Here is a 12,159-nt window from a genome sequence, read left to right on the forward strand (position 1 = left end):
ACCAACGACACGAGGATTTTCAGTCCTCTGCTCTACCAACTGAGCTACAAAGGCACATCTGCAATGCCCAGCAGAGGCGGAAAAAGAAAATGGCGACCCGGATGGGGCTCGAACCCACGACCTCTAGCGTGACAGGCTAGCGTTCTAACCAACTGAACTACCGGGCCACATATGGTGGGAACTACAGGGCTCGAACCTGTGACCCCCTGCTTGTAAGGCAGGTGCTCTCCCAGCTGAGCTAAGCTCCCAAAACTCTGCCGGTGGAGTCACCCACAAGCGACGAAAATTATTATACTATGTCGGATTTAAAATGTCAACCCATTTTTTTGCCAAAAACGAGAAAAATTTGTCCCGCTCGCGCAAGTCCGCGCAACCGGCTCATCCATCCCTTTTGACAACAATTTTAGGATGAACCATCCTGATAATTTTATGCACGCGGTAAAAACTATAAAAACAGGGAGGTGAGCGATATGCTCGAAAAAAATAAATTTATCAACCCGAACCGAAAATCGAAAAAGGTCCTTCATGGAAACTACGCGCGGATCGATCCAAATGCCGAGATCACGAGCGCGTTCATCAACCAGGCAATCAGCCAGGTGGATGGTTCTGCCGACGGCGTCCCACACACAGGCGAACAGAATGTGGCCCATACGCGCGACTGGGTCAGCGAAAGCAAAAAATGAAACCCAAACCGGGCCTGTCCAGCTGGACAGGCCCGGTTTTTATCACAGGAAGCATTCCACTTCTTTGCGCGCTTTATACATTGTTTCCAGCAACAGCCTGATTTTGTTCGCATTGAAATCCCGCGCTTTTGCCGGGCAGATCCTGACGCAGCGCATGCAGGAAATGCACTTTGCCTCGTCGATCGCAAGCGTCTCGGGATCGATCGCCCCAGTCGGACAGCCCGCCGCGCAGGTACCGCAGCGGCTGCAGCGGGAATCATCCAAAGTCATCTCCTTTTGGGCCGGGAATTTCTTTTTCGGATTTTCGTCTCCCGGAAACTTTGCGGGAGAAAAATCTCCCTTCGCCAGCTTTTCCCGTACCTTCTGCGCGTACCGGTCAAACGCCTCCATATCGGCGGCGTCCGGCCTTCCACTTCCCAGCTTCTCTGAATAAATATGCGGGATAATACAGGCAATCCCACCGATACAGCGAAATCCCCGCGCTTCCAGGAGGCGTTTCATCTGCGCGAGCGCATCGTCGTAATGCCGGTTGCCATAGGCCGCCATAACGACGCAGGGTGTCCCCTCCCCTTTCAGGTTTTCCAGCAATCCGTCCACCGGCGGAATCTGTCCGGAATAAACCGGGCAGGCGGCAAGCAGCAAATCTTCTCCGCCAAAGGCATATTGCTGTTCCCGGCCCGCCGGGGTTGTCAGATCGATCATCTCCGCGTCCATGTCCAGTTTCTTTGCAAGCAGCCCAACCGCCCGCTTTGTTCCGCCTGTCGGGCTGAAAAAGGCCGTTTTCACCTGAAAATTCGTCATCTTGACCGCTCCTTCCAAAATACTTCTTTTTTCATTGTAACGCAAACCCGTCCAAAAAGCAAAAAGCCCGATGCGAAAACGCATCGGGCCCTCCGGAAAGCCTTATTTTTTCTTGCGTCCCTCGAACTCCTTGTTCGCAAGCACCACCACGCCGGTAAGCGCGAGCAGGCCCAAAAGGTTCGGGATGACCATGAGGCCGTTGAACATATCCGACATATCCCATACAAGCTTGACTTTGAGGGTGGAACCGACAATCACGAAGAGCACGACCAGCGCCGCGTAGATCTTGACCGCCTTATTGCCGAACAAGTATTTGACGTTCTGTTCCCCAAAGAAGTACCAGCCAATGATGGTGGAAAATGCGAAGAACAGCAGGCAGATTGCAATGAATACATTGCCAAGATGCCCATAGAAACTGGTGAACGCACTCTGCGCAAGTTCGACGCCGTCAAGGCCGTTATTGAACACGCCGGTGATAACCACAACCAGCGCGGTCATCGTCAAAACGACAAATGTGTCGATAAAGACGCCCATCATCGCAACCAAACCCTGTTCGCAGGGATGGTCGACCTTCGCCATCGCATGCGCATGCGGGGTGGAACCCATACCGGCCTCATTCGAGAAGAGTCCGCGCGCCACGCCGTAACGGACGGCCGTTTTCACAGTGATGCCAACCGCGCCGCCCATAACCGCCTGCGGGTCAAACGCGCCGATAAAAATCTGCGCAAACGCATGGCCGATATTTCTGAAATTGGCAAGGATGATGATGAGCGAACCGAGCACATAGAAAACCGCCATGATCGGGACAATCTTCTCGGTGACCGAAGCGATGCGCTTCACGCCGCCGAGGAAGATGAATCCCGCGACAACCGCGACAATCACGCCGACCAGCAGTTTGTTGACGCCGAAAGCCGATTCAAACGCCACACCGATCGAGTTTGACTGCACCATATTTCCCATGAACCCAAGCGCAAAGATGATGAGCACCGAAAAGGTAGCTGCAAGGATCTTTCCAAAGGTACCTTTAAACGCTGCTTTTATGTAGTAGACCGGGCCGCCGGTTACATGGCCGTCAATGCGGGTTTTATACTTCTGGGCAAGGGTCGCCTCACCGTAGATGGTGGCCATGCCGAAGAAAGCCGACAACCACATCCAAAAGATCGCGCCAGGTCCGCCCGAAGCGATCGCAGTCGCCGCGCCTGCGATATTTCCGGTTCCCACCTGCGCCGCGACCGCTGTCGCAAGCGACTGGAACGAGCTCATCCCCTCATGATCTGCTTTTGCGCCGCGCAGCTTGATATTTCCGAACACCGCCTTGAACGCCTGCGGGAATTTACGGATCTGCACAAATCTGAGCCGGATGGTAAACCAGATTCCGGTTCCGCACAGCAAAAACAGCAGTGCGAAATCCCACAAAAAGTGGTTTACATTCTTTACGATCTCTGCCACAAAATCCAAAACACAACACTCCTATGCATCATTTTGCGCAACCGTCCGCCATTGGCGCACAGTTGTACATGCAACTTGTATATGATAGCATAAAAAGTCTTGTTGCACAAGTATCTTTTCGCCTTTCTGTCCGCTTTCAACAAAAAAAGAAAAAAAACGACTGTCCACTACCGGAGTGGATCCTCCGGGAAACATATTCCGCACCGTGCAAGGCATAGATATAGACCGAAGTAACAGATGGAAGTGATTCGATTGAAAATCCTTGACAAGATTATTTTCCCGCTCGCGCTCGCACTGGTCGTTTCGATCGCCGGGCTCGCGGTGCGCATTGCTGTCCCAACCGCCGCTCAGCCGCAGCCGGAAGGGATCGAGCTGCCGGTCGCAATGTATCACCATATTCTGAAAGAGGAAGCGCGCCTCAATAAATATACCATCTCCCCCGATGAATTCCGCAGCGATATGCAGTATCTCAAGGACAGCGGCTACACGCCAATCGTCATACAGGACCTTCTCAACTATGTGCAGGACGGCGTCCCGCTGCCTGAAAAGCCGGTGATGATCACCTTCGACGACGGATACGAAAGCTTCCATGAATATGCCTTCCCCATCTTAAAGGAATTTGGCTTCAAATCGGTCTTTTCAGTCGTGGGAACCCTCGCCGACCAGTACAGCGAGGTCGACGACCACCACATCCGTTATTCCCACTGCACCTGGAACCAGCTCGGCCTTCTGCATGAAAGCGGCCTTGTCGAAATTCAGAATCATTCTTACAACCTGCATATAAACGACAAGGGCCGCCACGGCTCCAAAATGAAATCGGGAGAAAGCGCGCTGACCTACCAGAATATGCTGTTGGAGGACCTTGGCAGGCTTCAGGCTGAATGCGCCGAACATCTCGACGGCTACCAGCCGGCCTGCTTCACCTATCCGTTTGGGCAGATCAGCAAGGAGGCGCTCCCCGTTATTAAGCAGCTGGGTTTTAAAGCCGCCCTCACCTGCGAGGAAAAGCTCAATTACATCACCGGCGACCCGGAACAGCTTTACCACCTGCGCCGGTTCAACCGGCCGCACGGCACCTCAATCCAGACGATTTTCGAAAAAGCACAGGGAAAATGACCCTTGTTTTATGCCGCCCGTGCTGGTATAATAAGTCATAAGCAACATCAATTTGACCCGACCCCAAGGGAGCAAACCGCGGAGGAGGGCTGCAAAACAGAATCGAGATTGACCTGCGCGCAGAGGGTTCGACCCGAACACAAAGGCGGATAGAATCGGTTTTTTCGACGTACCGCGCCTTTTTGCGCGGTACGTCTTTTATTTTAATTTTGAAAGGAAGCAAAAAGATGGAAGCCAGGATTGCACTTATAGGCATCATTGTGGAAGACATGGATGCCGTCGGGCGGCTCAACGCCATCCTGCACGATTATAACCAATACATTGTCGGACGGATGGGCATCCCCTACCACCAGAAGTGCGTCAGCATCATCAGCGTGGTGATCGACGCTCCAAACGACGTCATCAGCTCGCTCTCCGGCAAGCTGGGGATGGTCCCCGGCGTCAACATTAAAACGGTCTATTCGAAGCTTTCCACCGGAAAGGATGGCACAGCTTGCGGGAACTGATCGACCGGCTCGAAGCCGAGCGCACCCTGCCGCCCGGGGACTTTGTCCGGCTGCTCACCGGCTTTGACCGGCAGCTTTGCGACTACCTCTTTGAAAAATCCCGCCGCGCCGCGCGGGAGCGCTTCGGGAACCGGGTGTATATCCGCGGGCTGATTGAGTTCACCAACCACTGCAAATGTGATTGTCTATACTGCGGTATCCGGCGCAGCAACCAAAAAGCCCGGCGTTACCGACTCACCCTGCCGGAAATCCTTTCCTGCTGCGAAAACGGCTACGCGCTCGGGTTTCGCACTTTTGTGCTGCAGGGCGGCGAGGACCCGTATTTCACCGACGAACGACTCTGTGAAATCGTACGGCAGATGAAACGCTCCTGGCCGGACTGCGCCGTAACTCTTTCCGTGGGGGAAAAAACCGAAAGAAGCTACCACCTGCTGCGGGAAGCGGGCGCCGACCGATATCTGCTGCGGCATGAAACCGCTGATCCGGAACATTTCGCGCGCCTGCACCCGCCCACGCAGACGCTCACAAGCCGTATGGCCTGCCTTAACACTCTCAAACAACTTGGCTTTCAAACCGGCGCCGGATTTATGGTCGGCTCGCCCTGGCAGACGCCGGAAACCCTTGCCGCGGATCTGCGGTTCCTGCACGATTTTGACCCGCAGATGGTGGGAATCGGGCCGTTCATCCCGCACGCGGACACGCCTTTCAAAGATTTCCCTACTGGCGGGCTGGAGCTGACGCTGTTTCTGCTCGGGCTCGTGCGGCTGATGCTTCCGGACGTGCTGCTTCCCGCCACCACGGCTCTCGCCACCATCGCTTTGGACGGGCGCGAACGTGGGATTCTCGCCGGTGCGAATGTGGTGATGCCAAACCTCTCTCCCACCGGCGTACGCGAAAAATACACCTTATATAACGGCAAGCTCTGCACCGGCGATGAAGCGGCTGAAAGCCGCGCCCGACTGCAGGCGAAGATGGAGTCCATCGGCTACACCCTCACCGCCGAGCGCGGCGATTACCGGCGTCTGAACAGCCCGGAATCCTGATGGCAAAGCGCACGCTGCTCCAAAGGGATTCCCCGCCTGCGATAGAGAAAAATGATATGATAGGAGTCCTGCACCATGTACAATCCGAAGTCGAAGATCGCGACCGAATTTATCGACGATACTGAGATCAAGGAAACCCTCGCCTACGCGGAAAAAAACAAGGATAACTTCCCGCTGATCGACGAAATCCTCACGAAAGCCGCCACCCTCCGGGGCCTTTCCCACCGGGAGGCCGCCGTGCTGCTCGAATGCGACGACCCGGCCTACCTCCAGAAGATTTTCTCCCTTGCAATGGACATCAAGGAGAAAAATTACGGCAACCGCATCGTGATGTTCGCGCCGCTCTACCTTTCCAACTACTGCGTCAACGAATGCCGCTACTGCCCATACCACCACCATAATAAGCACATTGCCCGCAAACAGCTCTCGCAGGAGGACATTGTCCGCGAAGTCACCGCTTTGCAGGACATGGGGCATAAACGCCTCGCACTTGAAACCGGCGAAGATCCGGTCAACTGCCCGATCGAATATGTGCTCGAAAGCATCAAAACCATCTACAGCGTCAAGCACAAAAACGGCTCGATCCGCCGGGTGAATGTGAATATCGCCGCAACCACCGTCGAAAACTACAAAAAACTCAAGGACGCGGGCATCGGAACCTATATCCTCTTCCAGGAGACCTATAACAGGGAGAGCTATGAATACCTGCATCCGGCGGGCCCAAAGAGCAACTATGCCTACCACACCGAAGCGATGGACCGCGCGATGCAGGCGGGCATCGACGACGTGGGCTGCGGGGTGCTGTTCGGCCTCAATCTTTATAAATACGACTTTGTAGGCCTTCTGATGCACGCAGAGCATCTGGAGGCGGTGTTCGGCGTGGGGCCGCATACCATCAGCGTCCCGCGCGTGCGCACCGCCGATGACATCGATCCGGACGAATTCAATAACGCCATCTCGGATGAGATTTTTCAGAAAATTGTAGCCGTCCTGCGTGTGGCGGTCCCCTACACCGGCATGATCATCTCAACCCGTGAATCCCAGACCACCCGGGAAAAGGTCCTGCATCTTGGCATTTCGCAGATCTCCGGCGCGTCCCGCACCAGTGTCGGCGGCTATGCCGAAAAGGAGGAGGAGAACTCCGCCCAGTTCGACGTCAGCGACAACCGCACCCTCGACGAGGTTGTCTCCTGGCTGATGGATCTGGGGCACATCCCGAGCTTCTGCACCGCCTGCTACCGCGAAGGCCGCACCGGGGACCGGTTCATGAGCCTTGTGAAAACGCAGCAGATCGGCAACTGCTGCCAGCCCAACGCGCTGATGACCCTCAAGGAATATCTGATGGACTACGCCTCGCCCGAGACCCGCGCAAAAGGCGAAAAGATGATCGCCCAGACCATCCCGCTCATCCCGAACGAGAAAGTGCGCCGCCTTACGGCAGAGCGCCTCGCTGACATCGAAATTGGAAAACGGGATTTTCGGTTTTAAAAAGATGCAAAAAGCCCCGCCGCATTATGCGGCGGGGCTTTCCTATTCCTATCAGTTCACGCTTTTCCGGCGCAGCCGAGCACTTCATTGATCTTGTGCGCGACCATCTCCCGCACCGCGTCGCGGGCCGGGGTCAGGTACTGGCGCGGATCGAAGTGATCCGGATGCTCCGCCATGTGTTTGCGGATCGCAGCGGTCATCGCAAGGCGGATGTCCGAGTCGATGTTGATTTTGCAGACGGCGGAACGCGCCGCATCCCGCAGCATCTCCTCCGGGATGCCGATGGCGTCCGGCATCTTGCCGCCGAACTGATTGACAATCGCAACCTGGTCCTGCATGACCGAGGAAGCGCCGTGCAGCACGATTGGGAAGCCCGGCAGACGGCGGGAAACCTCTTCGAGGATATCAAAACGCAGCTGCGGTTTCTGGCCGGGTTTGAACTTATATGCGCCGTGGCTGGTGCCAATGGCGATGGCAAGCGAGTCAACGCCGGTCTTGGAAACGAATTCCTCGACTTCGGCCGGGTTCGTGTAGGAGGCGTCCTCCGCGCTCACGTTGACCGCGTCCTCGATTCCGGCAAGCTTCCCAAGCTCCGCCTCGACGACCACGCCGCGGGCATGCGCGTAATCGACCACCCTTTTGGTGACCTCTATATTCTCCTGGAAGCTGCGGGAGCTGCCGTCAATCATAACCGAGGTGAAACCGCCGTCAATGCAGGATTTGCAGGTTTCAAAATCCGGGCCGTGATCCAGATGCAGGGCGATCGGGATGTCACCGCTGTCCGCAACAGCCGCTTCCACCAGCTTGATCAGGTAAACGTGCTTTGCGTACTTACGCGCCCCAGCGGATACCTGCAGGATAACCGGCGCTTTCAATTCGGAAGCAGCTTCGGTGATCCCCTGGACGATTTCCATGTTGTTGACGTTGAACGCGCCAACTGCATAACCGCCATCATAGGCTTTTTTGAACATCTCGGTAGTAGTTACCAACGGCATGTAAACACAACTCCTTTTCCTCATTCGGGTTACTATTCTGTGACCGTTTTGATTATAACATTTTCACGGGAAAATACAAGCTGATTTGGTCACTTTTGCTCAATTGTTCCGAAAAGTCCGGATTCCATCCCAAAGATGCGTTGTAAATGCACAAAAAGCCCGGCGCCAAAACCTTTGTTTTGGCGCCGGACCGGAAAGGGAACCTGTTTATTCGTAGCGCAGCGCCTCGATCGGATCAAGTTTTGCCGCTTTGTTCGCCGGATAATACCCGAAGAACACGCCGATTCCCATTGAAAAAGCCACCGCGACCAGCACGATCGAAAGCGAAGGCCAGCCCGGCGCGCCGAGCGCGACCGAACCCAGCCGGCCGAGCGTCGTGCCGAGCAGCACGCCGATCGCCCCGCCGATGAGGCAGATGATCATCGATTCGACGATAAACTGCACGCGGATGGCGCTGTTTTTCGCGCCGAGCGCCTTTCTGGTGCCGATTTCCCGGGTGCGTTCGGTGACCGAGACAAGCATGATGTTCATGACGCCGATTCCGCCAACCAACAGCGAAATCGCCGCGATCACCGAGATGGCCAGCTTCATGGTATCCATCATGGAGGTCATGCTGCCGATCATGCTGTCCATATTTTCCGCGAAGACCTCCACGTACTTGTTGCCGCGGTAGAAAGCCTTGTTAAAGAATGCTTCGCTTCGCTGTGCGAAGTCCTCCACGTCCACACCGGGTTTTGCCTTGACTTGGATACCGTAGTAGTTCTCAATCGTATCGCTCGCGCCGCCGTCCAGAGCGATCTGCTTGGCCACTCCGGTGGGCACAATCACCAGATTGTTGGTATCCCCCACCATCCCCGCCATCATACCCGTGACCTCATAATGATAGAGGCCCACAATAGTGAAAGTGTAAAGCCCCTGGGAGGCGCGCACCTTGATCTCCTGACCAAGCGCCTGCTGTTGGGGGACGCCGGGGAAGAGCTTCTCCGCCATCTTTTCAGAGATGACCGCCACCTGTTTGTCGCCGCTGACCTCCCGTTCGGAGATATCATGCCCGGCAACGATTTCAATGTTCTGAATGCCAAGGGCGTTCGCGTTGATGCCAAGCATATTGATATCTTCCTGTTTGCGGCCCACCTGAACCTGCCCGGGGCCGACATTCACGGTGGCGCCCCAGACGTCAATTTCATCTCCGAACTGTTCGTTGTAGATTGCAAGCATTTCGTCGCTGATGTAATCTTCCTTTTCATACTGGCGGTTCCAGTTGGTATTGCCGTTTTCATCCGGCTTATCAGTGATCCTGAGCTGAAAGCTGTTCGCGCCCATGTCCGCAAAAACACTGGTGACCGACGCTGTCATCGAATCACCCACTGTGACGATCGTGATGACCGACGAGATGCCGATGATGATGCCCAGCATGGTTAAGAGCGCGCGCATCTTATTTGACCGCAGGCCGTTGACGGCGAGCTGGATGTTTTCCCTCAGGTTAAGCATGCACCGCACCTCCCTGCCGCACACCGGTAATCTGCCCGTCGCTGATGGTGACGATCCGCTCGGTTTCCGCGGCCAGCTCCGGGTTATGGGTAATGAGCACGATCGTCTTGCCCTGTTCCTGATGCAGCCGGTGGAAAAGATCCATGACCAGCCGTCCGGTTTCACTGTCAAGCGCGCCGGTCGGTTCGTCCGCGAGGATGATCGACGGGTCGTTTGCCATGGCGCGTGCAATCGCCACACGCTGTTTCTGACCGCCGGAAAGCTCGTTTGGCTGGTGTTTCATCCGGTCGGCCATCCCCACCTGCTCAAGCAGCTCTTTAGCGCGCGCGTTGCGCCTGCCCGCCGGGACTCCCGCATAGAGCATCGGCAGCGCGACATTTGAAAGCGCGCTGGTGCGCGGGATGAGGTTAAAGGTCTGAAAAACGAACCCGATCTTGCAGTTTCGGATTTCAGAAAGCATATCGTCCGGGACATCCCGCATCGGGACGCCGTCGAGGGTATAATCGCCCAGCGTAGGGCGGTCAAGCGCGCCGACGATGTTCATCAGTGTCGACTTGCCTGAGCCGGACTGCCCCACGATCGAGACAAATTCCCCTTTGCGCACCGTGAGGTCGATGCCCTTCAGAATGGTGAGCTCATTCGGCTGGCCGATGTAAAAGCGCTTAATGATTCCGCGCATGTCAATAATCGGACGCTGCGCGGCGTTTTGCTTCATGTCACTCATCCGGCCACAGCCACCCCATTCATCGCCGCCATGCCTGCCGGCAGCGGCCTTACTTCGGTTCCGTCGGTGATACCGGCGGGGCTTGAAATAATCGGCATGCCGTCGGTGAGCTCCGGTGCGGAAATTTCAAGGTAAAAGTCGGTCTCCATCCCCGCCTGTACCGGGATGGATTTGGCGATGGTCCGGCCTTCCCCGTCGGTCGTAGTGGTATAAACGACCGCCTGCCCTTCCTGGTTTGTTGCAACCGCCTCGAACGGCACGGCATAGACGCCCGCCTTTTCAGCCGCGATCACATTGAGACGCACATTCATGCCGACACGCAGGCCGGAATCCTGTGACAACAGCGAAACGTCGGTTTCAAACTCGACCGAACTGCTGTCGCTTTTGGTCGAGCCGTCCTCTGCCTTGACCGCGGCCGGATAGATCTTCTGCACTTCGCCGTCAAAGACCTGTTCCCCGGTCGCATCCGCTTTGATTTCGGTTTTCATGCCTTCCTTTACGGTTGCCACATCATATTCCTTGACAAAGGTCTTGACGACCAGGCTGTCGGTATTCTCGATGACAAACAACAGCGAACCACTCGCGGGCGCGCCTTCTTTGGCGTAGACCGCGGTGACCGTACCGGAAATCGGCGCGACGACGGTCGATTCGGCAAGATCCTTCTGCAGCTGCTTCAATTCGAGCTGGCTGACCGTCTGATCCGCTTCAAGTTCGCTGCCCTTGATGCTGTCCTCATAGCTGTCGAGGCTCTGGTTCACCGAATTCTCGATGGAGTTTTTGCTGGCGAGCGCGTTTTCATACGCGATCCGCGCGCGGCGGTAGGAACGGCGCTCGGCGGAAAGCTCGTCGACCGCGCCCTCCGCGTTAAGCAGCACCCGGCGCGCTTCGTCATAAGCGTCCTCTTTGGCTTTGAGCGCATCGTTGAGGTCCTTCTTCTCCTCGTCGGTCGCGTCTGGGTCTTTGAGCGCATTGTTATATGCCTTTTCCGCGTCATCGCGCTCCCGCTCCGCCTTGTAGAAGGCTTTTTCCGCCTTGGTCAGGTCATCGTCCGCGCTGGTATGTAGATCCTCGGCGTCATTATACTCACTGCGCGCATCGTTCAGCTCCTGCTGCGCGTTGCGCAGGGCGTTTTCCGCCGCGAGCAGTTCCGCGTCAAGCCCGGTATCGATATTATTCTGGGCGTTTTCCAGCTTTTTGCGGTTGACTTCAATGTTATGTTCATTGAGTTTCGCGGCCTGGGCAATCGACGCCTGCTGCTTTGCAATGGAAAGCTCGAGGTCCTCGGTGTCAAACTGCGCGAGCACATCGCCCGCTTCCACCCAGTCTCCCACCTTGACGTTCACGGTCTGGATGAGGCCTCCGCCGCTCACCTTGGAATATACCTTGGCGGAATCGGCGCTTTCGATCGTGCCGGAAAGGCTGATCTGGTTGACGAGATCGGTCTTTTCCAGTGTGGTGGTGGAAATTGGCAGCGCCGTATCCTTCGGCCCAAAAACCTGAAAGGCTCCAAACCCGCCCACAACCACAAGAATCACCGCCAGGATAATCCATTTCTTTTTGGGCTTTTTACGGGTAAACCGGCTGATCTCCTGCTGGATTTGAACATCCGGCTCAGGCAGCAGGTCGATTGCGGTCTCCTGCCCCTCGGCCTGAGGTTTTTTGTCGGTAGTCTCCGTCATCTTGTTCGCTCCTTTATTCGCATAATGCGATATTTCTCCTTGGTGTCACACCGACTATCATACAGTCGGAATATGAACTGGATTTTAATAAACAGAACAGCTGGGTGAAAAAAATGTGTGGAAATGTATGGCTTTGCCGTCGCATTGTAAAGATACACCTTCCACCAGCTGGAAAGTCAAGGCT

General features: G+C 55.7%; 11 protein-coding genes and 2 tRNA genes. 5 read left to right on the forward strand and 8 right to left on the reverse strand.

Annotated elements, in window-relative coordinates; translation table 11 throughout:
• Positions 1 to 90: 90 nt before the first annotated feature.
• Positions 91 to 167 (reverse strand) — tRNA-Asp (locus DWV16_RS16535).
• A gap of 5 nt (positions 168 to 172) precedes the next feature.
• Positions 173 to 248 (reverse strand) — tRNA-Val (locus DWV16_RS16540).
• A 222-nt stretch (positions 249 to 470) separates the two neighbouring features.
• Between DWV16_RS16540 and DWV16_RS16545 the strand changes: the two genes are divergently transcribed.
• The gene (locus DWV16_RS16545) at positions 471 to 683 is read left to right on the forward strand and encodes a hypothetical protein (protein WP_118480415.1); all 213 of its coding nucleotides are present in this window, start codon (positions 471 to 473) and stop codon (positions 681 to 683) included.
• 42 nt (positions 684 to 725) lie between these two features.
• On the opposite strand, the gene DWV16_RS16550 is transcribed toward DWV16_RS16545, so the two are convergent.
• Together DWV16_RS16550 and DWV16_RS16555 are read right to left on the reverse strand one after the other, a co-directional pair.
• Complete coding sequence (locus DWV16_RS16550) at positions 726 to 1,484, reverse strand: 4Fe-4S binding protein (protein ID WP_158572955.1); 759 nt, start codon at positions 1,482 to 1,484, stop codon at positions 726 to 728.
• 102 nt (positions 1,485 to 1,586) lie between these two features.
• Positions 1,587 to 2,942: a sodium:alanine symporter family protein gene (locus tag DWV16_RS16555; RefSeq protein WP_066459961.1), complete on the reverse strand. Its 1,356-nt coding sequence runs from the start codon at positions 2,940 to 2,942 to the stop codon at positions 1,587 to 1,589.
• Between the two features lie 234 nt (positions 2,943 to 3,176).
• Here DWV16_RS16555 and DWV16_RS16560 point away from each other — a divergent pair, with 234 nt between their 5' ends.
• From DWV16_RS16560 to hydG, 4 genes are all read left to right on the forward strand, one after another.
• Complete coding sequence (locus DWV16_RS16560) at positions 3,177 to 4,049, forward strand: polysaccharide deacetylase family protein (protein WP_243007355.1); 873 nt, start codon at positions 3,177 to 3,179, stop codon at positions 4,047 to 4,049.
• Between the two features lie 227 nt (positions 4,050 to 4,276).
• Complete coding sequence (locus DWV16_RS16565) at positions 4,277 to 4,555, forward strand: TM1266 family iron-only hydrogenase system putative regulator (protein ID WP_118480419.1); 279 nt, start codon at positions 4,277 to 4,279, stop codon at positions 4,553 to 4,555.
• Positions 4,543 to 5,598 (forward strand): [FeFe] hydrogenase H-cluster radical SAM maturase HydE, encoded by a 1,056-nt coding sequence (hydE, locus tag DWV16_RS16570; protein ID WP_066459964.1) that lies wholly within the window; start codon positions 4,543 to 4,545, stop codon positions 5,596 to 5,598. The genes DWV16_RS16565 and hydE overlap by 13 nt, the downstream gene beginning before the upstream one ends.
• Positions 5,599 to 5,673: 75 nt before the next feature.
• Complete coding sequence (gene hydG, locus DWV16_RS16575) at positions 5,674 to 7,086, forward strand: [FeFe] hydrogenase H-cluster radical SAM maturase HydG (protein WP_066459965.1); 1,413 nt, start codon at positions 5,674 to 5,676, stop codon at positions 7,084 to 7,086.
• 56 nt (positions 7,087 to 7,142) lie between these two features.
• On the opposite strand, the gene fba is transcribed toward hydG, so the two are convergent.
• The 4 genes from fba to DWV16_RS16595 form a co-directional block, all read right to left on the reverse strand.
• Positions 7,143 to 8,081 (reverse strand): class II fructose-1,6-bisphosphate aldolase, encoded by a 939-nt coding sequence (gene fba / locus DWV16_RS16580; RefSeq protein WP_066459966.1) that lies wholly within the window; start codon positions 8,079 to 8,081, stop codon positions 7,143 to 7,145.
• 207 nt (positions 8,082 to 8,288) lie between these two features.
• A complete protein-coding gene (locus DWV16_RS16585) occupies positions 8,289 to 9,572 on the reverse strand; it encodes an ABC transporter permease (RefSeq protein ID WP_066459967.1) in 1,284 nt (427 codons plus the stop codon).
• Positions 9,565 to 10,296, reverse strand: a complete 732-nt coding sequence (locus DWV16_RS16590) for an ABC transporter ATP-binding protein (protein ID WP_278276527.1) — start codon at positions 10,294 to 10,296, stop codon at positions 9,565 to 9,567. Before DWV16_RS16590 ends, DWV16_RS16585 begins: the two co-directional genes overlap by 8 nt.
• A complete protein-coding gene (locus DWV16_RS16595) occupies positions 10,293 to 11,975 on the reverse strand; it encodes an efflux RND transporter periplasmic adaptor subunit (RefSeq protein WP_118480421.1) in 1,683 nt (560 codons plus the stop codon). Before DWV16_RS16595 ends, DWV16_RS16590 begins: the two co-directional genes overlap by 4 nt.
• Between the last annotated feature and the right edge of the window lie 184 nt (positions 11,976 to 12,159).

The organism is Anaerotruncus sp. AF02-27 (assembly GCF_003465835.1).
GTDB lineage: Bacteria > Bacillota > Clostridia > Oscillospirales > Ruminococcaceae > Anaerotruncus > Anaerotruncus rubiinfantis.